The organism is Pseudomonas sp. S3E17 (assembly GCF_024168685.1).
In the GTDB taxonomy this organism is placed as follows: Bacteria; Pseudomonadota; Gammaproteobacteria; order Pseudomonadales; family Pseudomonadaceae; genus Aquipseudomonas; species Aquipseudomonas marginalis.
Window position 1 is genome coordinate 6,336,313 of record NZ_JALJWE010000001.1, and the last position, 21,674, is coordinate 6,357,986.

Here is a 21,674-nt window from a genome sequence, read left to right on the forward strand (position 1 = left end):
CACCTTCCCATGCTTTGTCAGAGTCGCGACCATGACCCCCTCCTTGCTGCTTGCCGTCCTCGCTTCGGGTTTTATCTACGGTATTACGCCTGGCCCCGGGGTACTGGCGGTGTTTGGCATCGGCGCCGCCCGCGGCCGTCGTGCGGGGGCGGGGTTTCTGTGCGGGCACTTGCTCGGCGATGTGCTGTGGTGCAGTACGGCGCTGATCGCGATTGTGGGCGCGCGGGAAGTCGGCAGCAGCGCGTTCGATGTGCTCGGCGTGCTCAGTGGCCTGTACCTGTTCTGGCTCGGCTGGCGCGCGATTCGTACCCAGCGTCGCAGCAGTGAAGCCCCCCAGGGCGCGGCGCGGCATCCGTTCTGGCACGGCATCCTGTTCGGCTTGACCAACCCCAAGGCGTATCCGGTGGCCGTGGCGACATTTACTGCATTGCTGTCCAGCCGCGCCGAATTGCTAACCTGGTCGATGCTGCCGGCGTTGATCTTCCTGAGCTTCGTCGGTGGCCTGTTGGCCTACGCGATCCTGATCGGCGTGGTCGGTGCCCAGCGGGTGCGCACGGTGTATCAGCGCCATGAAATCCTCATCACCAGGCTCTGCGGCGTGATGTTTATCGGTTTCGCCATCAATGCCCTGGCCCATGCGTTGCCAGGCCTGTTCGGCAGTAAACCGGCCTGACTGGGCACGACCGTTCGTCGCGCGGGCAAGTTTTTTCTAAACCTTTGCCGCCCTGAAAATTCGAATTCAGGGCGAGGTGTCTTTCCCCGCACTTATTTTTGCCCTGGAGGAACCCATCATGAGCCGCATGGCTATCCGGTTACGCACCGCCAGTTTCGCGATGCTGCTGGGCCTCGGCGCCAGCAATGCTTTCGCCCAGTCGCCTGCTGAATTCATCGAGCAGGCTTCGGCCAAAGGCATGGCCGATATCGAAACCAGTCGCATGGCCCACGCCAAGACCTCGTCCCAGGAAATCAAGGACTACACCATCGAGGTGATCAACGAGCGCACCCTGGCCAACCAGCATTTGGCGGCGATCGCCAAGAAGCTCGACCTGCCCGTGGCCCCACGGGAGAAGATCGTCGACAAGGCCGAAACCCTGATGCCCGAACTCAAGGACGGCGACTCCTTCGACGCGGCCTACACCGCGCAGCAAGTGAAGGAAAATGAAGACGCCATTGCCCTGTTCAAGCGCGAAGGGGCGGCCTCGGATGTGCCGGAAATCAAGGCACTGGTGGATGAGACGCTACCCAAGCTGGAAGAGCGCCTGCAAAAGGCCCGAGCCCTGGCCTCGACCTACGGTAAGGGCCATCAAGGCGATGGTTGAGCCCTTCGCTTGATATGAAAAACGGCGGTTGGATCCTATCCAACCGCCGTTTTTTTACGCCTGGTTCAGGTCGGTTTTGTTCGGGGCTGCGTCATCGGCCGCGTGGCCGCAACTGCTGTTCAGGCTGACGGTGCCGGTGTTGCCGATGCTGCGGTATTCCTGGCGCAGTTTTTCCAGCTCCTTGCGGTCCAGGCCATCCAGGCTCAGCACGGCGTTCTGCGCATCCTTGGAGACGCGCAGCAGTTCGTCAATCTTGATGTGCAGGATGTCGTTATCGCGGTTTTGCGTGTTCTGGATCAGGAACACCATCAGGAAGGTAATGATGGTGGTCGAGGTGTTGATGATCAACTGCCAGGTGTCGTTGTAGTGGAAGTACGGACCGCTCAAGCTCCACAGGAAAATCAACGCGACCGCCGCATAGAACGTCCGGGCACTGCCTGCCCAACGGGACAGGGATTGTGAGACTGCAGAGAATTTCATGACCGTTTTCCTTAAAGGTGAGTGATGAAAATACTGACCGCAGGTACGCTCTGAAATTTCTTTTTACATCTTGGGGTGTGAACAACGTTGTGCGTTTTTCTTCCGGACTTTTAGGAGTGAGCTTACGGCACGCCGATGGAGCGAGGGGCAAGACTGGGATTTTATCCGGGAACGCCCTATGCACGTTAACGCCGACTGTGACCTGACCGCGCTTTATCACCAGACCGAAGATCATTACTTCGCTGCCACTTGCTCGCTGCATCGTCGCTACAACGCCTGTATCAACGCTTATTTTACCGACGGGTATTTCGAGCCTGCGAACCTGTTGTTTATCCGGATAGGCAGCACCCCGATGGGGGATGCCATGGCGGCGCCCATGGAGCTGATTCGCTGTATCTTGATGAATACACGCATCGTGATTCATGAGGAAAAGGTCGCGCAGGTAGGTACGGTGCTGATGGGGCTCGGCTTTCAGGCAGCCGAAAAGACCACGGCGATGGCCCTCGATCTGTCGCGCCTTGTTTCATCGGAGCGTGACAGCGCTGTACAGGTCAGCTTGACTCGAAACCTGGAAGGCTGGGCGGCTCCCCTTGGCAATGCGTTTTTGCTCCCGCCTGAATGGGTTACGCGTTATCAGGCACGGCACCAGCGGGCGCTTGACGTGGGTCAAGCGCTTTACCACTTCACCTTGTCCACTGAGGGGCAGGTGAGGTGTTCGTTGACGCTGTCCATGTGCAATGGAGAGGCCCGGCTTAACGATGTCGGCACGATCACGGAGTTCCGCGCCAAGGGGTATGCCACGCAACTGATTCAAACCGCGCTGCTTCATGCTTCGAGCCTGGGGGCCCGGCGCTGTTTTCTTGAAGCAACGACGCAGGGTGTTTCGGTGTACCGCAAGTTGGGTTTCGAAGATTTATTCGACTACCAGTCTTTTGTCCGTGGCCCGGTCGCAGGCCAGTGATCAGAAGGTCATTTTTCCTTGACCACGGTCCTCGAGCGTCAACAGATACTGCTTGGCTTCGAGTCCTCCGGCAAACCCGGTCAAGGTGCCCGAGGCACCAATCACTCGATGGCACGGCGCAATGATCGAGATGGGATTGCGCCCATTGGCAGCGCCCACGGCTCGTACGGCTTTCGGGTTGCCAATTTGTCGGGCGATCTGGCTGTAGCTGCGGGTTTCGCCAAAGGGAATAGTCAGCAGCGCCTGCCAGACCTGTTTCTGAAAGTCGGTACCGGCGAAATCCAGTTCCAGGTCGAATGTGTGGCGAGTCCCCGCGAAGTACTCCTTCAACTGGCGCTCGGTTTCCAACAGCACCGGGCTGTCGTTGGCTTCGTGCAATTGACCCAGGCGCACGCGGTTGGCGCGCTCGACTTCCCACAGGATGGCACTGAGCTTGCCATCGCGCGCCACCAGGGTGAGTTCCCCGACAGGGGAGGGCATGAGCTTGTATTCGTAGGACATGAGCGGGCTCCTCGAAGGGCGGTTGTTAAACGCTACAGGCCTACGGTAATGCCATCCGCCGGACTGAACACTACGTTTCTTGCGGTGGAATTCTCACTGGCCCTGGAAATTCCAGTAAACCCAGTTGGAATAGTACGGGTACCAGTAGAACCAGAAAATCCTGTAGAGCCCCATGATGACTGAGGCCTCCCCGATGACGACCAGGGAAATCAGATTGAACAGCGTGACGATTGCAGCGAATGCGGTGACGCCTCGGCTGGCATGGCGCCTGGCAAACACTACGCCGTAGACGGATGCGGCGATGGATCCGAGCGCCAGCCCCAGCCCCAAGGGATACGGAAGCCGCACCAGCGCGACCAGCAGTGGTAACACCAGCACCCAGCCGAGCACTTGGCGCAATACGGGTGAGGATGTGTGTTGTTTGGGTTCAATCATGGCAATAACCTTGGGGCCGCAATCTCAATGAAGCGACATCATCACGCTATGGATGCAGTGCCGCATTCAGACTTTGCTCCCGTTGCAGCTACCGATCCTGTTGCAGCACTTTGAGCGCCGCCGACGCGAGGAAGCCGGAGCGGCTTTTTTCCTCCGGGTGGTGCAGTACATATTCATCGATGCGGTTGAGCAGGTAGCCCGGCAACGTGATGTTGAGTTTTTGCGCCTTGCCCAGGTACTTGGTGACATCGATGTCTACAACCGCCCAAGTGCAGCCGGCGTACTGAGGGTTGGCGGCATGCACGGTGACCTTCTGGGCGCTAGGGATCGGCGCGCCGTCTTCCGCGAGGATTTCGAAGTGCCCTTCGATGGCTTCGCGCGCCATGGCCATGGCGTCGTCCAGGTCGTCACCGGCAGAGTAGCAACCGGGAATATCCGGGACTTCCACGCCCCAGGCGTGGTCTTGGTCACCGGTTGAAATTGCGATGGGGTACAGCATGTTCGTTGTCCTCCAGGGACGATTAACTCAACAGAGCTTGTTTCAAAATGCTCTTGGCGGTTTTGTCCAACAGGTCTTTCTTTGGATGGGGGATCGTCACCAAGCCAGGCTTCGTCGGGTGCTTGAAGTGGTGATGACTGCCTCTGATGCGCACCAGGTACCAGCCGTCTGCGACGATGTGACCTATCAAGTATCGGCTATCCACAGCACCTCCTTGTGGGGTGTGTTGGTGGTGACTATAACCACTGAAAATAAATTATCAACACTCTACCTACCGGTCTTCGATGACCGGTATTTCGGCAGATGGTGAATGCAGTGTAAGAGCGAGTGGGATCGGCGCTCTGGGGAGGTATTGCGAGGTTTTTCGGATCATTGCCGGATGTGTAATGCCTCTTCGATAACGGCAAGAAACGCGTCAATCAACACACTGTGTCTTTCGGTCGGTGTCAGCACCAACAATCGCGCACACGCATCTGCCTCCACCAAAGGCCGATAAGTCACGCCCTTGTTCATCAAACTCCGGGTACAGGCCGGTACCAGCGCGACCCCTTGCCCGGCGGCCACCAGTGCAATGATCGAAGTGATCTGCCGTCCGGTCGGTCCGGCATGCAGGGGCACGCCATGGTGGCGGTAAAGCTGCTCGATGGACTGGTTCAGCCCCGAGCCGTAATCGGCTGGAAACAGAATCAAAGGATAGGCACTGAGCTGCGCCAGGCTGATCTCGGCCTGGCTGGCCAACGGGCTGTCACTCGACACCGCTGCCACCAAGGGTTCCTCGCCCAACGACAGCGTTTGCACTGCGTCGTTTTGTGGCAACAGCCGGCTCAAGCCAATATCCAGCCGACCATCGGCCACTTGCGCACCGAGACTGCCGGAGGCGCATTCCACCAGGGTCAGTTGCACATCGGGAAAGCGCTGGGCAAAGGCCTGGATTGACTGGCTGAAAAGGTCCGACAGGGCGATGGAACTCACATAGCCCAGAGCCAGTTGCCCGGCGGTGCCAGCAGCCAATTTACTGGCGATCACCTGTGCCAATTCAACCTGTTCCAGCACGCCACGGGCATAGGGCAGGAACGCGCGGCCCTGGGCGGTGAGCGTCACCGTGCGGCTGGTGCGATCGAACAGCTTGAAACCCAGCTCTGCTTCCAGTGCCGAAATCTGCCGGGTCAACGGCGGCTGGGCAAGGTGCAGGCGCAGGGCGGCGCGACCGAAGTGCAATTCTTCGGCGACCGTCAGAAAGTAACGCAGCTTGCGTAGGTCGAGCATCCTGATCCTTGGGTATCAATCGGTCCGAATTCGGTATTGGTTCAAGACCTGCCGGCCATTCTATAAAGACCTTTCAAAATAAAACGAGAGGTTTCATGAAACTGCGCCTGCATTGTGCCCGCCTTGCCCTGTTCCTGTGTGGCTGCGCGGCGTTTCTCAACCTCTATGCGACCCAAAGCATCCTCCAGACGTTTGCCGCGCACTTTCATATCAGTGCCAAGGAGGCGGGGTGGAGCATCACCGTCACCACCCTGGCGGTGGCGATCACGGCACCTTTCGTCAGTCGCCTGACCGGACGTTTTGCACAACGCAGGGTGATCTCGGTGGCCGCTGTGCTGCTGGCGGTGCCGGCATTGATGACCGCTTATGCCGACAGCTTTGCCGAAGTTCTGGTGTGGCGCTTTGTCGAGGGCATGCTGATCCCGGTACTGTTCGCCACCAGTGTGGCCTACATCGGCGACCGCTGGAGCGGCGGCACGGTCACAGAGGTGACGAGTCTCTACGTCGCGGGCACCGTGTTGGGCGGGTTCGCCGGGCGCTTCGTCACCGGAGTCATGACCGAGTATGTGGGCTGGCGCGAGGCCTTTGAAGTGCTCGCGGTGCTGAGCTTGATGGTGGGCGGATTCATCCAGTTTCTGTTGCCGGCCAACCGCCCGCGGACCGTGCAGGTTAAAGCCTCTTCGTCAGGTGTATTTCGCCGGCCGCTGTTGGCCGCATACGCCGTAGGCTTCTGCGTGTTGTTTTCGCAAGTCGCGGCGTTTACCTACGCAGGTTTGTACTTGGGCCTGCCGCCGTTCAACCTCGGGCCTGCGGCGTTGGGGACGCTGTACATGGTGTTCCTGTTAGCGTTGATCGTGATCCCCATCGCTGGACGCTTAAGCAAAGCCCGGCCCCATGCCCAACTGCTGGGTGTCGCCGCCGTGCTGGGCGTCAGTGGTTCGGCGTTGACCCTGATGCCCTCCCTGTGGTGCATCGTCGTGGGCCTGGCGCTCAGTTCCACCGGTGTGTTTCTCGCCCAAGCTGCCGCCAATGGGTTTATCACTTCCACCGCAGGCGATAACAAGACGGGTGCTGTCGGGGTGTATCTCACCTGTTATTACCTGGGCGGCAGCGGCGGCGCCATTGTCCCGGCGCTGATCTGGGAACGCTGGGGCTGGGTCGGGTGCGTGGTGCTGATCATCGGTTTCCAGCTGCTGACCTTGTTGATCGCCTTGACCGGCTGGAAGCCCCTTAAACCTGAGCTGATTCCTGCACCATGAACGACACCGTCGCTGTGCCTTCGCCCGAATCATCGACGCGCCGTCGCGCCTTGTTCGCCGGTTGCAGCGCCCATGCCGTGCATGATGGGCTCACTGATGTGATCTACGTTTTGCTGCCTGTCTGGCAGGCTCAGTTCGCCTTGTCCTACGCCCAGATCGGCCTGCTGCGTGGTGCCTATTCCGGGATGATGGCCGTGTTCCAATTGTTGGCCAGCCGCGCCGCCAGACGCTGGGGCCGCACACCGATGCTGGTGGGCGGCACGGCGCTGGCGGGTGTTGCCTACTTGTTGGTGGGGCAGGCGACAGGGCTGGCTGTGTTGCTGGTGGCGCTGCTGCTCGGCGGCCTGGGCGCCAGCACCCAGCACCCACTGGCCTCGTCGATGATCACCGACGCCTACGAGGACGGGGGCGGGGTCAAGCAGGCGCTGTCCCAGTACAACTTCTCCGGCGACATCGGCAAAACCTTGATTCCTGGTCTGGTCGGGCTGCTGCTCACCGTCATCAGTTGGCAGGCCAGCGCCACGTTGCTGAGCCTGCTTGGCCTGGCGGCGGCGGGGCTGTTGTGGTGGCTGATTCCTGCTCAAGCATCCGAATCCACCGCCGCAAAAAAAGCCAAGCCCCTCAGGGGTAGCGGCTCCACCACGGGCCTGCGCGCGCTGATCCTCACCGGCACCCTCGACAGCGCCGTGCGCATGGGATTTCTCACTTTCCTGCCGTTCCTGCTGCAAGCCAAGGGCGCCGGTACTGCTGGCATCGGCCTCGCCCTTACCTTGCTGTTCATCGGTGGTGCCTTCGGCAAACTGTTCTGCGGCTACCTCGGCGCACGCATCGGCATGATGAAGACCGTATGGATCACGGAAACCAGCACCGCAGTGCTGATCGTCGCAGCGGTGTACCTGCCGCTCAGCGGGTTGATGGTGATGCTGCCGCTGTTGGGCCTAGTGCTTAATGGCACCTCCTCGGTGCTGTACGGCGCCGTGCCCGACCTTGCCGGCGCGGGCAAGCGCGAGCAGGCGTTTGCGCTGTTCTACACCGGCACGATTGGCGGTGGCGCGCTGGCGCCGGTGGTGTTTGGTGCAGTGGGGGATGTGCTGGGCGTGCCGGTGGCGGTGATGGTGTTGGCGGGGATGTTGGGTGTGACGTTGCCGTTGGCGTGGGTGGTGCAGAGGAGTGGGGGTTGAGGCTTAAAAGGCTCACTCTCGGGTACTTGGAATTTTTTGCTTAAATGCCACGGAGTCGAACGGCTGAGGTTCTCGGCTGGACTCAACCATCGCCAGTTCTGCCCGAATTTTCTCACGGGCTTTGGCCGCAAAATCGACAGCCCTTAGGAACTCTGATTTATCACCCTCTGCAATAACCTGAGAAAGGTATTCGTGGATGGCTTCCTGGCTGTCGAGCAGGTCAACAATATCGAAAGCGGTCAATGGCTGAGTCATGATCAAACCTGCGTATGCATTTCTGGTGGGCTGGGGTCATGGACAATGATGTGAGTGGTAGGTTGAATTCAAACGTTCTTCAACGGCTATTTGTTGCCAAAAGCTTCGATTTCTTCACGCTTCGAGCATGGGTCTGAACCTTGCGGCATTGCCTACACAACGATCAGACTAGTCCGAGTTGTGCGCCTTGGACGACCTCTTTAAGGTTCGTCAGCCGCTGCTCATCAGCGGTCGGGTTTAGTAGCCCGATATAGTTCTTGGCGTGTAGCTGTTCGTTGAGTTAGGCACTTTAGTGCCCGTGCTTGACGGTAGCTGTATGCAGGGCGCTTTCGAGCGCGCCGGTTCTAAGAACTTCCCGGTCTACTAACCTGCGTACAGCTGCCACCCTTACCCTGTGGGTGGTGGTCCTTACCGAGGATCAACAGATGTGTACTGACTCATGCAATCCATCCGTAAAACTGTTCAGCGTCCGCCCCGAAATCGACACTCAAGCGCTGCTCGCCAACGCCTACGAAACCATCGCCGGTGCAGGTGCCATGACCCACGAGTTCGTCGAAAGCCTGCCCTCTCAACAGCGCTACCTGGCCCTGGCCATTCAGCAGATGATTGAACTGGGCCTGCTGCTGGTCGAGGCTGTTCAGGACCGCGTGGACCGAGCCGCGTAGGCCACTCGTACGGTGTAAACGGCTTGCCTTCCCAGGCCGCCCATACCACGGGGGAGGGGAGCCAGGATTTACAGTGTCGCCGCCAGCGAAAACGGAATGCGCAACGCACCGATAGGCCCTTCACGCGTACCGCACATTTCATCGTGAACGCAGTGCTGCACCAGTACGCAAGGAAACGGCGGAACCCGCTGCAACAGGTCGCGTAAATGCGTGGTGGAACCGATGCGCATCGGCTTGCCCTGATCGTCCAGTAACGTCGCCTCGACATGCTCCAGCCTGACGCGAGCGATATAGAAACCACCCTCCAGGGACAGCAACTCCAGCTCACGTATTTCGCCTTTCCCGGCCAGCTCGGTCAGCATTTGCATATTCATGATTAACCCTCGCTTAGGGCTCATTGGTGACGAAAAACAACGTGACCTGGCCCCACTCATGGCCTGGCTCTTCGAAGGTGCGGGGCGAAGTGCCGCCGCTCGAAGCATGATACCTATACAATAAATAAAATTTGTACAGGTTTGTGCGCGCTCTATTTTTGAATCTCAAATCCCACCCATAAAAAAACCGGCCACCAAGGACCGGTTTTTTTATGCATTCCCCGCCAAAACCCTGCCGGCGTGGAATCTATGTCTGAGTGGAGCGGGTGAAGGGAATCGAACCCTCGTTATCAGCTTGGGAAGCTGGAGTAATGCCATTATACGACACCCGCTCAGAGCGGCTGACTTTGTACCAGATGTGCGCCGGGATTTGAAGTTTTTCTTCGGAATTTGTGCAGCTTTCCGTGGCGAGCAGGTCCGTTCGCCACGGAAAGCCTTCATTTCAGATGGCGAATGCATGCTGCGTCTGGCCCTGGTGATAACGCAATCGGCTGGCCTGCCGTTCCGGTTTCAAAAAGCCCACCACCGCGTCCCGGCTGTCCCGGCAGGCGGCCTTGTGCTCCATATCCAGGAAATGCCCCGTCGCCTGGATGGTGCTGAAGCTGCTCTTCGTCACGTACTGCCCGAACTGCCTGGCGTCTTCAGCGCTGGTGTATTCGTCCCATTCGCCGTTCAAAAACAGCACCGGCACATCGATCTGCCGCGCGGCCTTGAGGTAGCACAGGCGGTCGTTGTGCAGTACCTGGCTGATGTGAAAATGCATCTGCCCGTATTCGTGCTCGGCCAGGCTGCTCACATGCTTGTAGTTGAAACGCTTGAACAGCGACGGCAGGTGTTTGCCGATGGTGCTGTTGATCAAGTGCCCGACGCGGTCGCGGTCGAGGTTGCCGAGGTAGTCGACGCCACGCTCCAGGTAGTCGCGCATTGGCGCGTTGATCACCGGCGAGAACGAGCTGATCACCGCCTTTTCCACATGCCGTGGCCGCTGGGCGAGGGCCACCAGGGTGGCGGCGCCGCCCCAGGAGAAGGACAGCACGTGCTCGGCGGCGAAGTGGTCGATCAGCTCCAGGAGGATCTGGCCTTCGACTTCCTTCGTCAGCATTTGCTCATGACGGTTATGGATTTTGGAGCGACCGGCGTAGGGCTGGTCGTACAAAACCACATTGAATTGCGGGTACAGGCTTTTCACGGTTTGGGCGAAGGAGGCCGTGGTGGCCAGCGAGCCGTTGACCAGGATGATGGTCTTTTCAGCAGCATCCGCGCGGTAGAACTCCGTGTAAACCCGATACTGACCCTGTATATCCAACACAGCGATTTCTGGCCTCATGTCGTAAGACTCCTGGCAAGCGGGTAGGGCGCGCAGATCACTCTGCACGAGCTTTATGACAGGTAGGCATACGCCTGGAAGATGAGAGCCCATGTCGGTCCGATGACGGCTGGCCGACGGCTGTTGTTAGGGCGGGCTGTTTGCCTGGGAGGCCCGTAGATCAAGCGCGGGCGGGGCAAGGTGTTTCTTGGAGGTTATAGGCGACTCGTCAGTCATAATTTGGCTGACGGTTTGATTCAAGCAGTAGACCGGGGATGCCGCAAGTCGCTCAAATGGGTTTTTGCCATCACCGGCCGAACGGTCGTCAGACCTGTCGGATTTCTTCCTCGGACAGCGCCCGATATTTGCCCGGCGCCAGGGCTGTATCCAATTCCAACGGGCCCATTCGCTCACGGTGCAGGCCGATCACTTTGTTGTTGAAGTGCCCGAACATGCGCTTCACCTGGTGATAGCGGCCTTCGATGATGCTCAGCCGGGCCAGGCGTGGCCCCAGCAGCTCCAGCTCGGCGGGTTGCGTGGTCAGGTCTTCAAAGGCGAAATAAAGGCCCGCTGCAAAGGTTGCCGCGTATTCGGGGCCGATGTCCTGCTCCGTTTCTACCCGATAGACTTTTGGCAACTTGGTCTGCGGTTGCGTCAGGCGCCGCGACCACTGGCCGTCGTTGGTGATCAGCATCAGGCCGGTGGTGTTGAAATCCAGGCGACCGGCGATATGCAGCTCGCCTTTGTCCGGCTCATCCAGCAGGTCCAGGACGGTCGGGTGTTGCGGGTCCGAGGTCGCGCTGACGCAGCCCTGGGGTTTGTGCAGCATGAAGTAGCGCGCCGCTTTACCCGCCTGCAGTACGTCATCGTCCACGCACACGCGGCTGAATTCGCGCACTTCATGATGTGGGTCGCTGACTGCCGTGCCATCCACCGTCACCCGCCGCTCCACCAGCAACACGCGCACTTGCTGGCGATTGAAACGCGGCAGGTTGCTGAGGAAACGGTCAACGCGCATTGCGAAGCTGCTCATCCACCTGAGCACAGCGCGGGCACAGGCAGGCCGTGTTGCGCAATGCATCGGGCAGCGCTTCAAGCACCGCCGGGTCGATGGTGACGCTGTAGCACCAGCACGGCTGGTCGGCGGTGCGTGGGTCGGCCAGGGTGCAATCGTTGCGGGCACCGCAGGCGGGGCAAAGGGTTGGCGTGGTCATGGTCGCTGGGGCAGGGCCTCGGAAGTCCCTGCACGATACAGCGCCGGTCAGTCCCGTTCCAGCACCACGACCCGTTGGCCGGCGCCAATGCCGCTGCCCGGCTGCACCGGGATTTCCCGCACTACACCGGCAAAGGGCGCCAGCACCGGGATCTCCATTTTCATCGACTCCAGAATCACCAGCACATCCCCGGCGGCAACCCGCGCACCCACGGCCACCGGCACCTGCCAGAGGTTGCCGGCGATAGGGCTGTCGATGCTGTATTCATTGGCCTTGAGCGGCGTGTCTTGCGCCGCTGGCGCCGCGAGTTCTTCGCTGTCGAAATGCGCCTGGCCGCTGGCGATCCAGCGTTCGCGCTCGGCATTGAAGGCGTGCTGCTGGTGCTCACGAAACGCGCCGATGCTCGCGGCTTCCCGCGTAAGAAACCCTTGGTAATCCGCCAGGTTCAGCGTGCTTTGCTCAATGCTCAGTTCGAAGCGTCCCAGGGGGAAATCCCGACGAATCCGTACCAGCTCATCCGCGCTCACGGGATAGAACCGAATCTGATCGAAGAAGCGCAGCAGCCACGGCTTGCCGTCAAACGCCGCCACTTCGCGATAGCGGTTCCACATCTGCAAGGTGCGCCCGACAAACTGATAACCGCCGGGCCCTTCCATGCCGTACACGCACAAATACGCGCCGCCGATGCCCACCGAATTTTCGGCGGTCCAGGTGCGGGCCGGGTTGTATTTGGTGGTCACCAGGCGATGACGCGGGTCCAGCGGCGTGGCCACCGGCGCGCCGAGGTAGACGTCGCCCAGGCCCATTACCAGGTAGCTGGCGTCGAACACGGTGTGGCGCACTTCATCGAGGTTGGCCAGGTCGTTGATGCGACGGATGAACTCCAGGTTGCTCGGGCACCACGGGGCGTCCTTGCGCACGGTGGTCATGTATTTTTCGATGGCCAGCTGGCACGCCGGGTCGTCCCAGGACAGCGGTAGGTGCACGATGCGCGAGGGCACCTGCAGGTTTTGCCGGGTGCACACGGCGGTCCACTCGTGGCTGATCAGTGCGATCAGGTCGGCGAGGGGCAGTTGTTCCGGCTGGTAGTGGATCTGCAACGAGCGGATCCCGGGCGTCAGGTCGATCACGCCTTTCAGCGCTCGGGTTTCCAAGGCCTGCATCAGGGCATGGGCGCGAAAGCGCAGCACCAGGTCCAGCTCCGGTGCGCCGATTTCTAGCAGCAGGTGGGTGTCGCCGGCGAGGCGCGCGACCAGGCGGGTGTCGGCGTGGCCGATGTCCAGGATGATGGGGGATGCCAATTGCTCGATGCGGGCGGCTGACCGAGTTGATCCCATCGCGAGCAAGCTCTGCTCCCACAGGGTTTCGGCATCCTTTTGATCCCAGTTCAGGGCAAGGTCGCGGGCGGTCTTGAGGTCCACCGGTTCAAAGCGAATCTTGTCACCGGCCTTGAGCTGGCCGAGTTGCCAAAGGTCCGCCTCGATCACCGTCACCGGGCATACGAAACCGCCCAGGCTCGGTCCGTCCGGCCCCAGGATCACCGGCATATCACCGGTGAAATCCACGGCGCCGATGGCATAGGGGTTGTCATGGATATTCGACGGATGCAGCCCTGCTTCGCCGCCGTCCGTGCGTGCCCACAATGGCTTGGGCCCGATCAGCCGCACACCGGTGCGGCTGGAGTTGAAATGCACTTCCCACTGCGTGGCGAAGAACGTGTCGATGTACGCCGGCAGGAAGTATTCCGGCGCGCCGTGAGGGCCATAAATCACCCGCAGTGTGCGGACCTCCGGCAGCGGTTCAGCGACTGATTGTTGCCCGGCGTTCCGGTCTTCCAACGGCAACAGATGCAACACATCGCCTGCCCGCAAGGCGCGACCGCCATGCCCGCCAAACTGGCCGAGGGTGAAGGTGCTTTTGCTGCCCAGGTAGTCCGGCACTTGCAGCCCGCCACGCAGGCACAGGTAACTGCGCGCCCCGGCGCCGGCGAGGGTGCCCAGGCTCAGCACCGACCCGGCCTCAATCAACAACGCGGTGTTCATTGGCACGGCTCGATCATTCAACCGCAGCGGGATTTCAGCACCGGTCACGGCGACCACCGCCGCGCAATTGAAGCGCAGCAGCGGCCCGCTCAGGGTGATTTCCAGCGCCGCAGCCCCCTCGTCGTTGCCCAGTAGGCGATTGCCCAGGCGCAGCGCGCGGCTGTCCATCGGCCCCGACGGCGGCACGCCCACGGCCCAGTAGCCGAGGCGGCCGGGATAGTCCTGCACGCTGGTTTGCGTGCCTGCGCTGATCACTTCAAACGTGGCGGCCACGTAGACCAGGTCTTCCAGGCACCGTGTCCACGGCCGACCATTGGCAAAGGCCGGTGCCAGCAGGATTTGGCGCAGGTAATCGCGGTTGGTTTCCACGCCGTACAACCGGCTGTCACTCAACGCCCGGTGCAGATCCAGGCGCGCCTGTTCGCGGGTGGGCGCCCAGGTGATGAGCTTGGCGATCATCGGGTCGAAGTACGGCGGGATCTCGCAGCCGGCTTCCACCCAGGTGTCGATCCGCAGGCCCTCGGCTTGCGGGAAATCCACACAGGTCAGCAAGCCGGGACTCGGCTGGAAATCGCGGCCCGGGTCTTCGGCATACAGGCGCGCCTGGATCGCGTGGCCCCGGGGGGTTAACTCGAGTGTGTTCAGCGGCGGCATTTCCCCGGCCGCCAGTTGCACCATCCAGCGCACCAGGTCCACGCCCCATACCTGTTCGGTGACGCCGTGTTCCACCTGCAAGCGCGTGTTCACTTCGAGGAAGTAGAAGCGCCCGTCAGCACTGTCATAGATAAATTCCACGGTGCCGGCGCTGCGGTAGTTCACGGCCTTGGCCAAGGTGATGGCGGCGGCGCACAGCGCGTCGGCCATGCCTTCGGGCAGGTTCGGCGCCGGGGTTTCTTCGAGGACTTTCTGGTTGCGCCGTTGCACCGAGCAGTCGCGCACGCCGAGGGCGATCACTCCACCGGCGCCGTCGCCGAACACCTGCACTTCCAGGTGGCGCGCGTGCTCGATGTACTTCTCGATAAACACGCCGGCATCGCTGAAATTGTTCTGCCCCAGGCGTTTGACCGCCTCGAAGGACTCGCTCAACTCCACGCTGCTGCGGCACACGCGCATGCCGATACCGCCACCGCCGGCGGTGCTTTTGAGCATCACCGGGTAGCCCACGGCGTCGGCGGCCAGCAACGCAGAGGCGAGGCTGTCGAGCAGTTCGGTGCCTTCCAGCAGCGGGATCTTGTGTTGCTTGGCCAAGGCGCGGGCGGTGTGCTTGAGGCCGAATACCCGCAGTTGTTGCGGTGTCGGCCCGACAAAGGCGATGCCGGCGTTTTCACAGGCTTCGGCAAACGCGGCGTTCTCCGACAGGAAGCCGTAGCCGGGATGGATCGCCTTGGCCCCACAGGCCTTGGCGGTGGCGAGGATTTTGTCCACCGCCAGGTACGTACTGGCCGCTGCGCCTTCACCGATGCTGTAGGCCTCGTCGGCTTGCTGGATATGCAGGCTCGCCGCATCGGCCTCGGCGTACACGGCGATGCCCTTGACCTGCAGCTCGCGCAAGGTGCGCAGGATGCGGCAGGCGATGGCGCCACGGTTGGCGATCAACAGTTTTTCGAACATGGCAAAACCCTGCGGGCCGTCCCGCAAAGTGGGGGAGCACTGCGGTCGTCCGCAGTGTGTGCAGTCAGTGTGGATCCCACATTGGCGCGCTATTGTTTTCGGATGCACTGCCCGCTGCGGGATTGGCACAGGGCAAACAGCCAACGGCGCAGGCGCTTGAGTTTCAGTTCCATACCAGCAGCTCCGCAGGGGTGGGGTTGTAGGCGTTGCACGGGTTGTTCAACTGCGGGCAGTTGGAGATCAGCACGATCACATCCATCTCGGCGCGCAGGTCGACGTACTTGCCGGGGGCGGAAATGCCGTCTTCGAAGGTCAGCCCGCCGTCGGCCGTCACCGGCACATTCATGAAGAAATTGATGTTCGGCCCGATGTCGCCTTTGCCCAGGCGGCCGTCGTGGGCACAGGCGCGCAGGTAGTTGTCGCGGCAGCTGTGCATGTAGCGTTTTTCCAGGGCGTAGCGCACGGTGTTGCTCTCTTGGGCGCAGGCGCCGCCGAGGGTGTCGTGGCGCCCGCAGGTGTCATCGACGATGGTCAGCATCGGCTGGCCGAGGTTGGAATACAGCACGCTGCCGATGCCCAGGTACACGCTGTTCTGCCGGCGCAACGTGCGCTGCACGTCGTAGCGCTCACGGGGGTTTTTCACGCTGTAGAACAACGTGTCGACGGCCTGGTTGCCCTCCAGGTCGAGGATACGCAGGGTCTGCCCGGCCTTGACCTCCATCAGCCACGGTTCGCCGGCGGGGATGGTGGCGCGGTACACGGCCGCGTCCGGTTGTTTCAGTGCAATAGACATGGCAGCTCCTCAGGCGAACAGGCGGTCGGTGTTGATAAAGCCGCGCTCGTTTTCCGGGCGCGAGATGCGGCAGTGTTCGGCGACGCTTTTGTCGGCGTTCATCCAGCTCAGTTTCAGCGGTTGCGGCGCGTAGTGCGGGTTCGGGTCCATGGGGTGTTGCAGCGCAGTGAGCACTACCAGGGTGTCCATCGGCGCGTAGAGCTCGATGTAGTCGCCGGCCTTGGAATGGCCCGCTACAAAGTGCAGGCCACCGTCACTGTCCACCGTGACTTTGCTGAACAGGTTGAGGGTCATCAGCAGGTCGGACAGGCCCAGGCCCCACTTGCCCAACTCCACCAACAGGTTGTCGGTGCCGTTGCGGAAGAAGCCATTGCGCAGTTCCTGGTAGCGGCCCTGGCCGTATTTCTCGGCGACTTCGGCGGCGCACAGCACGCCGCCGATGCTGTCGCTCCAGCCGCAGGTGTCGGCGGTGATCGCGGCCAGCACGCGGCCCATGTCCGAGTACAGGCAATGGCCGGTGGTGAGCTTGGCGGTGTGTTGGCATTTGAGGCTGTCGGGCAGGTTCAGGCGCTCGGTTTTTTCGTTGGCGTTGAGCAGGGTCAGGCTGACGTTGGCGCCGCCGCGCAGGTCGGTCAGGCGCAGCAGTTGGCCGCGCTTGAGCACGAACGAACGGTGGCCGCCCCCGGGCAGCATTTCTTCGGCGAAGGGTGGGAACAGTTGGGTGGAATCGGTCATTTGGACGTGGCTCCAAGTTCGGCGGCGAGCGCCTTGCGGCGTTCGCTGTTCAAAGGGATGTCGTAGGTGATGCGTGCGCCATAGGCGCCGGGGGCGTGGGGATCGACGCGAACCTTGTCGAACACCAGCAGGCGCGTGCCGAGGCTGAAGCCTTCGCTCAGGTCATGGGTGACCATGAACACCGTCAGCCGGGTTTCGCGCCACAGTTCCAGCAGCAGTTGGTGCATGTCTTTGCGAATGCCCGGGTCGAGGGCGCCGAAGGGTTCGTCCAGCAGCAACACGCGGGGTTTCATGATCAGGGCCTGGGCGATGGCCAGGCGTTGTTGCATGCCGCCGGAGAGCTGCGCGGGGTACTTGTCCAGGGCTTGGCCGAGGCCGACCTTGTGCAGCAGCACGGCAGCCTGTTCGCGGGCGTCCTTCCTGGCTTTACCGAACAGCCGGCCCAGCAGGCGAGAACGTGGCAGTTCCAGGCCGAGGGCGACGTTGTCGAGCACAGTCAGATGTGGGAACACCGAATAGCGCTGGAACACCACGCCACGGCTGGCATCCGGCTCGGCGGCGAGGGCCTGGCCGTCCAGCAGGATCTGGCCCTTGCTCGCGGTTTCCTGGCCTAGCAGCAGGCGCAGGAAGGTCGACTTGCCACAGCCGGACGTGCCCACTAGCGTGCAGAATTCACCCTCGGCGACCTGCAGGTTGAGGCCTTCGAGCACCACTTGGTCGCCATAGCGCTGCCACACATTATTGACGCTGATAAAGCTCATGCCCGCGCTCCTTCGTACCAGGGGAACGCACGCCGGGTCAGGGCCTTGAGGCCCCAGTCCATCAGCCACGCCAGCAGCGTGATCCACACCACGTAAGGCAGGATCACGTCCATCGCCAGGTAGCGTCGTACCAGGAAGATCCGGTAGCCCAAACCGTCGGTGGAGGCGATGGCTTCGGCGGCGATCAAAAACAACCACGCCGAGCCGAGCATCAGCCGCAGCGAGATCAACAGGCGCGGCAGCAATTGCGGCAATACCACACGCAGCATCAGGGTCCAGGTGGAGGCGCCGAGGGTCTGCGCTTTCACCAGCAGCTCGACCGGAATTTCCCGCGCGCGCTGTTCCAGGTCTCGGGCCAGGCACGGGGTGACGCCGATGACGATCAGCATCACCTTGGACAATTCCCCCAGCCCGAACACGATGAACAGGATCGGCAGGATCGCCAGCGGTGGCACCATCGACAGCACCGTCAGCAACGGTGACAGCGGCGCGCCAAACAGCGGCAGCGTGCCGGCGGCGATCCCCAGGCACAGGCCGGCGAGGGCGCTGATCCCCAGGCCGATGGCGAGGCGCCGCAGGCTGGAGGCGCTGTCTTGCCACAGTACGTATTCGCCGGTGCGAGTGTCGGCGTTGAAGGCCAGGCGCTTTACCGCGTCAAGCATTTGCCCGGCACCGGGCAGCAGCTTGTCGTTGGGGTTGTCCGCCAGGCGCTCGGCCGAGCCCACGAAGTAGGCGAACAGCAGCAGGGCGAACGGCAGCAGCACCAACAGCAGGCGGCTGGAGCGGTCCGGGTGACGGTTGATCAGGCGCATGGCCGGGTCCTCTTACAGCTTGCCGTCGGCGGCCATCTGTACGTAGCTGGGGTCGAACTGCAGCTTGAGGTTGGCCTTGTCGCCGCTGGTCACACCGTTGGCGAAGCGCATGCCCACGGCGCTGGCGTCCTTGGCGCCTTCACCCAGCAGGCCGTGTTTAAACGAGAACTCGGCGACTTTGCCCATGGTGGCGGGCAACTGTGGACTGGTGGCGAAGGCCAGGGCTTCCTGGGGCGTGACGAACAGCTTGGTAGTGTCCAGTTGCGACTGGAAGCCCGCAAGGTCAGTGCCCGAGGCCTTGGCCATATGTTCGAGGGCTGCGGTGCTGGCGGGGCCCTTGGCGTTCATCAGCGCGACCACTTCGAACCAGGCGCCGGTCAGCGCTTTACCCAGCTTGGGGTTGTCTTTGAGGACCTGGGTGTTGACCACCATCATGTCCATGATTTCGCCGGGCACTTTGCTGGAGTCGAACACCTGGCTCACCCCAGGCTTGGCCTTGATCTCCGAGAGCATCGGGTTCCAGGTGGTGACGGCCTGGACCTGGTCGGTGTTGAACGCCGCCGCGATGTCGGCATCGGAGGTGTTGACCACCTTCAGGTCTTTTTCCGTCAAGTCCGCCGACTCCAGCGCGCGGGCCAGCAGGTAGTGGGACACCGAGAGTTCCACCAGGTTGACGTTCATACCCTTGAGGTCGGCCACAGTCTTGCCGGCGCCCTTGATCACCACGCCGTCGTTGCCGTTGGAGAAGTCGCTGACCACCAGCGCGGTGCTGTCCACGCCACCGGCGGCGGGGATGGTCAGGGCGTCCATGTTGGTCATGGTGCAGCCGTCGAACTGGCCGGCGGTGTACTGGTTGATGGATTCGACGTAATCGTTGAGCTGCACCATGTCGATGGTGATGCCGTATTTCTTCGCCCACTTGTCGAGGATGCCTTGGCTGCCGGCGTACTCCCACGGCATCCAGCCGGCGTAGATCGTCCAGCACACGCTGAAGTGTTTTTTGGGGGCGGCTTGGGCCTGGACGCTCAGCACGGCGGCAAAGACGACGGCGAGCAGGGCGGGTAAACGGATTGAGGGCATGGGGCTTCTCCAGTTGATCAAGGGCGAGCAGGAGCAACGCGGCACCGTGAGCGGTGGCTTGTCTCCCGGGCTTTTATCCCGCCGTGTAACCTCAACTGGAGGTCGCCAACTCTCGGACCAGCCACTCGCTTTCGGCGAGCCGGAACCCTAGTCGGCCATTGCAAATTGTGGTGCCGCGAACCTGTGATGAATCCTGCACGCAAGAGACAAAGCGAGAGTCGTGCCAAGTGGCTTCGATGCCCGGCGGTTCAGCCGGGCGGGCGGGAGAGGAGGGTGTAGACGAGGGCGGTGTGCGCCACGCAGGTGCGCCGGCGCACTGTGATGAGGCGCTTACAGCTGGAACTTGCTGACCAGCACATTGAACGAGGTGGCCAGGCGCGACAGGTCCTGGCTGGAGGCGTTGGTCTGGTGCGCACCGGCGGCGGTCTGGGTGGACAGGTCCTGGATGTTGAGCAGGTTGCGATCCACTTCCCGGGCCACCTGGGCCTGTTCCTCGGACGCCGAGGCGATTACCAGGTTGCGCTCGTTGATACTGGCCACGCTGGCGGTGATGCGCTCCAGCGCCTGGCCGGCATTTTGCGCCAGGGTCTGGGTGTTGTTGGCCCAGGTCAGGCTTTTGTTCATGGCGGCCACAGCGCCATCGGCACCGGCCTGGACTTCACCGATCATCTTCTCGATGTCGACCGTGGAGGTCTGGGTGCGGTGGGCGAGCGCCCGCACCTCATCGGCCACTACCGCAAAACCGCGACCTTGCTCACCGGCTCGGGCGGCTTCGATGGCGGCATTGAGGGCCAGCAGGTTGGTCTGGTCGGCAATGCCGCGGATCACATCAATCACCTTGCCGATTTCGCGCACCTGGTTGGCGAGGTCGGCGACCGATTGGGTCGAATCGTTGATCTCGACCACCATCGATGACATGCCCGACACGGCCTGCTCCACCTGCTGGCGGCCGTCCTCGGCTTCGGTGGTGGCCTGGCGCGACGCCTCGGAGGTCGACACGGCGTTGCTCGCCACTTCGTCGACCGCTGCGGTCATCTGGTTGACGGCGGTGGCGGCTTGCTGGATTTCGTCGTTCTGGCGGGTCAGGCTACGGCTGCTTTCGTCGGTGACCGCGCTCAGCTCTTCAGCGGCTGACGCGAGCTGGTCGGAAGCGTTGGCGATTTCCACCAGGGTGTTTTTCAGGCCGCCCTGCATATCGGACAACGCCATCAACAGTTGCCCGGCTTCGTCGGTGCGCTCGGTAACGATGGCTTGGGTCAGGTCACCCTTGGCAATGCGCTGCGCGCCTTCCACCGCCTGGGCGATGGGACGGGTGATGAGCCGCGTGATCAGCACGCCAATGATGATTGCAATGATGAAGGCCAGCACGATGCCGGCAATCATCCAGGTCATCGCGCTGTTGCGCAGCTCGTCGGCGGCGGCGGCACCTTCCTTGATCTGGCGGTTATTGGAGTCGACCATCACGCGAATCAGCTCACGTGCCTGGCGGAACAGTTCATTGTTACTGGTGTTGAGCTGCGTACGGGCTTGCGCAAGCTGGCCGGCATCGAGCATCGCGATGATGCCTTCGGAGTTACTGACGTAGGTGGGCCAGATCTGGTCGAACTTGTCGCCGGCTGCCCGTTCGTCATCTTCCAACGGTGTGGCGCGATAAATGGCGTAGGCAGTCTGGCTGCGTTTGAGTTCGTTGGCGATGTCCTGGCGCACGCGTTCGCGGTCCTGCTGGGCCACATCGCCATTGCTGGCATCCACCAGGCGATACAGGCCACGGTTGTGGGCGACCATGCCATTGAGGGTGGCGGCGGTATTGCTCACCGAGACCAGGTTGTTCGAGAAGGTCAGTTCAAGCGCCGAAGCCAGCCGTGTCACGCCCTTGATACCCAAGGCGCCCACGACGAGGGTGATGAACGCGCACAATACAAATGAGAGCAGCAGTTTGGTTGAAATCTTCATGACTGGAATCCGGGGATGAGGGGAGGAAGCTCGCGCTAGAGCCTCCCTGGCATTGTGCGATGTCGTAATGACATCATGCAAATCCGGAAAGTTTCAGTTCGTACAAAAAAGCCCTGTTCATGACGGTTACACACATGTTTCAAACTATTGCGAAAACGCACCAGTTTCGTTT

At 61.6% G+C, this 21,674-nt stretch carries 24 protein-coding genes, 1 tRNA gene and 1 riboswitch; of the genes, 6 read left to right on the forward strand and 19 right to left on the reverse strand.

What is annotated here, in order from left to right:
- Positions 1–31 precede the first annotated feature (31 nt).
- Positions 32–673, forward strand: coding sequence for a LysE family translocator (locus J3D60_RS28710; RefSeq protein ID WP_027604357.1), 642 nt, complete (start codon positions 32–34; stop codon positions 671–673).
- 118 nt (positions 674–791) lie between these two features.
- The gene (locus J3D60_RS28715; RefSeq protein ID WP_027604356.1) at positions 792–1,319 is read left to right on the forward strand and encodes a DUF4142 domain-containing protein; all 528 of its coding nucleotides are present in this window, start codon (positions 792–794) and stop codon (positions 1,317–1,319) included.
- Positions 1,320–1,373: 54 nt separating this feature from the next.
- On the opposite strand, the gene J3D60_RS28720 is transcribed toward J3D60_RS28715, so the two are convergent.
- Positions 1,374–1,799 carry a low affinity iron permease family protein gene (locus tag J3D60_RS28720; protein WP_027604355.1) on the reverse strand — a complete coding sequence of 142 codons (426 nt, stop codon included), beginning with the start codon at positions 1,797–1,799 and terminating at the stop codon, positions 1,374–1,376.
- Between the two features lie 178 nt (positions 1,800–1,977).
- On the opposite strand from J3D60_RS28720, the gene J3D60_RS28725 reads away from it, so the two are divergent.
- Complete coding sequence (locus J3D60_RS28725; protein WP_065938862.1) at positions 1,978–2,760, forward strand: GNAT family N-acetyltransferase; 783 nt, start codon at positions 1,978–1,980, stop codon at positions 2,758–2,760.
- Here J3D60_RS28725 and J3D60_RS28730 read toward each other — a convergent pair whose 3' ends face one another.
- The 5 genes from J3D60_RS28730 to J3D60_RS28750 all read right to left on the reverse strand — a co-directional run bounded on the left by J3D60_RS28730 (position 2,761) and on the right by J3D60_RS28750 (position 5,461).
- Positions 2,761–3,261, reverse strand: coding sequence for a methylated-DNA--[protein]-cysteine S-methyltransferase (locus J3D60_RS28730; protein ID WP_253493583.1), 501 nt, complete (start codon positions 3,259–3,261; stop codon positions 2,761–2,763). It lies immediately after the preceding gene.
- 93 nt (positions 3,262–3,354) lie between these two features.
- On the reverse strand, positions 3,355–3,696 hold the full coding sequence (locus J3D60_RS28735) for a hypothetical protein (protein WP_253493585.1): 342 nt from the start codon (positions 3,694–3,696) through the stop codon (positions 3,355–3,357).
- Between the two features lie 88 nt (positions 3,697–3,784).
- Entirely contained in the window at positions 3,785–4,195 is a 411-nt protein-coding gene (locus tag J3D60_RS28740) for a type II toxin-antitoxin system HicB family antitoxin (RefSeq protein ID WP_053136883.1), read from the reverse strand.
- A 22-nt stretch (positions 4,196–4,217) separates the two neighbouring features.
- The gene (locus tag J3D60_RS28745; RefSeq protein WP_003189411.1) at positions 4,218–4,400 is read right to left on the reverse strand and encodes a type II toxin-antitoxin system HicA family toxin; all 183 of its coding nucleotides are present in this window, start codon (positions 4,398–4,400) and stop codon (positions 4,218–4,220) included.
- A 164-nt stretch (positions 4,401–4,564) separates the two neighbouring features.
- A complete protein-coding gene (locus tag J3D60_RS28750; RefSeq protein ID WP_065938865.1) occupies positions 4,565–5,461 on the reverse strand; it encodes a LysR family transcriptional regulator in 897 nt (298 codons plus the stop codon).
- Between the two features lie 95 nt (positions 5,462–5,556).
- Between J3D60_RS28750 and J3D60_RS28755 the strand changes: the two genes are divergently transcribed.
- Together J3D60_RS28755 and J3D60_RS28760 are read left to right on the forward strand one after the other, a co-directional pair.
- The gene (locus tag J3D60_RS28755; protein ID WP_253493587.1) at positions 5,557–6,720 is read left to right on the forward strand and encodes an MFS transporter; all 1,164 of its coding nucleotides are present in this window, start codon (positions 5,557–5,559) and stop codon (positions 6,718–6,720) included.
- Positions 6,717–7,901 carry an MFS transporter gene (locus tag J3D60_RS28760; RefSeq protein WP_253493589.1) on the forward strand — a complete coding sequence of 395 codons (1,185 nt, stop codon included), beginning with the start codon at positions 6,717–6,719 and terminating at the stop codon, positions 7,899–7,901. The genes J3D60_RS28755 and J3D60_RS28760 overlap by 4 nt, the downstream gene beginning before the upstream one ends.
- 12 nt (positions 7,902–7,913) lie before the next feature.
- Here the strand turns inward: J3D60_RS28760 and J3D60_RS28765 are convergent, their stop codons facing one another.
- On the reverse strand, positions 7,914–8,156 hold the full coding sequence (locus J3D60_RS28765; protein WP_051429321.1) for a DNA-binding protein: 243 nt from the start codon (positions 8,154–8,156) through the stop codon (positions 7,914–7,916).
- 425 nt (positions 8,157–8,581) lie between these two features.
- Between J3D60_RS28765 and J3D60_RS28770 the strand changes: the two genes are divergently transcribed.
- On the forward strand, positions 8,582–8,821 hold the full coding sequence (locus tag J3D60_RS28770; RefSeq protein WP_027604347.1) for a DUF6124 family protein: 240 nt from the start codon (positions 8,582–8,584) through the stop codon (positions 8,819–8,821).
- A 68-nt stretch (positions 8,822–8,889) separates the two neighbouring features.
- Here the strand turns inward: J3D60_RS28770 and J3D60_RS28775 are convergent, their stop codons facing one another.
- The 12 genes from J3D60_RS28775 to J3D60_RS28830 form a co-directional block, all read right to left on the reverse strand.
- Positions 8,890–9,195: a DUF6482 family protein gene (locus J3D60_RS28775; protein WP_253493591.1), complete on the reverse strand. Its 306-nt coding sequence runs from the start codon at positions 9,193–9,195 to the stop codon at positions 8,890–8,892.
- A gap of 258 nt (positions 9,196–9,453) precedes the next feature.
- A tRNA-Gly gene (locus J3D60_RS28780) sits at positions 9,454–9,527 on the reverse strand.
- 110 nt (positions 9,528–9,637) lie between these two features.
- Positions 9,638–10,522, reverse strand: a complete 885-nt coding sequence (locus J3D60_RS28785) for an alpha/beta fold hydrolase (RefSeq protein WP_092487854.1) — start codon at positions 10,520–10,522, stop codon at positions 9,638–9,640.
- Between the two features lie 304 nt (positions 10,523–10,826).
- Positions 10,827–11,519, reverse strand: a complete 693-nt coding sequence (locus tag J3D60_RS28790) for a pseudouridine synthase (protein ID WP_253493593.1) — start codon at positions 11,517–11,519, stop codon at positions 10,827–10,829.
- Complete coding sequence (locus J3D60_RS28795) at positions 11,509–11,715, reverse strand: cysteine-rich CWC family protein (RefSeq protein ID WP_065938870.1); 207 nt, start codon at positions 11,713–11,715, stop codon at positions 11,509–11,511. The genes J3D60_RS28790 and J3D60_RS28795 overlap by 11 nt, the downstream gene beginning before the upstream one ends.
- Before the next feature lie 47 nt (positions 11,716–11,762).
- Positions 11,763–15,368 carry an urea carboxylase gene (uca, locus tag J3D60_RS28800; protein WP_253493595.1) on the reverse strand — a complete coding sequence of 1,202 codons (3,606 nt, stop codon included), beginning with the start codon at positions 15,366–15,368 and terminating at the stop codon, positions 11,763–11,765.
- A gap of 163 nt (positions 15,369–15,531) precedes the next feature.
- Complete coding sequence (locus tag J3D60_RS28805) at positions 15,532–16,161, reverse strand: urea amidolyase associated protein UAAP2 (RefSeq protein ID WP_253493598.1); 630 nt, start codon at positions 16,159–16,161, stop codon at positions 15,532–15,534.
- Between the two features lie 9 nt (positions 16,162–16,170).
- The gene (locus J3D60_RS28810; protein WP_253493601.1) at positions 16,171–16,896 is read right to left on the reverse strand and encodes an urea amidolyase associated protein UAAP1; all 726 of its coding nucleotides are present in this window, start codon (positions 16,894–16,896) and stop codon (positions 16,171–16,173) included.
- A complete protein-coding gene (locus J3D60_RS28815) occupies positions 16,893–17,657 on the reverse strand; it encodes an ABC transporter ATP-binding protein (protein ID WP_253493604.1) in 765 nt (254 codons plus the stop codon). The genes J3D60_RS28810 and J3D60_RS28815 overlap by 4 nt, the downstream gene beginning before the upstream one ends.
- Entirely contained in the window at positions 17,654–18,469 is an 816-nt protein-coding gene (locus J3D60_RS28820) for an ABC transporter permease (RefSeq protein ID WP_253493607.1), read from the reverse strand. Before J3D60_RS28820 ends, J3D60_RS28815 begins: the two co-directional genes overlap by 4 nt.
- Positions 18,470–18,481: 12 nt before the next feature.
- Positions 18,482–19,549, reverse strand: coding sequence for a putative urea ABC transporter substrate-binding protein (locus J3D60_RS28825; RefSeq protein WP_253493609.1), 1,068 nt, complete (start codon positions 19,547–19,549; stop codon positions 18,482–18,484).
- A gap of 60 nt (positions 19,550–19,609) precedes the next feature.
- Positions 19,610–19,711, reverse strand: a riboswitch (guanidine-I (ykkC/yxkD leader).
- A 168-nt stretch (positions 19,712–19,879) separates the two neighbouring features.
- Positions 19,880–21,502 carry a methyl-accepting chemotaxis protein gene (locus tag J3D60_RS28830; RefSeq protein ID WP_253493611.1) on the reverse strand — a complete coding sequence of 541 codons (1,623 nt, stop codon included), beginning with the start codon at positions 21,500–21,502 and terminating at the stop codon, positions 19,880–19,882.
- Positions 21,503–21,674 lie beyond the last annotated feature (172 nt).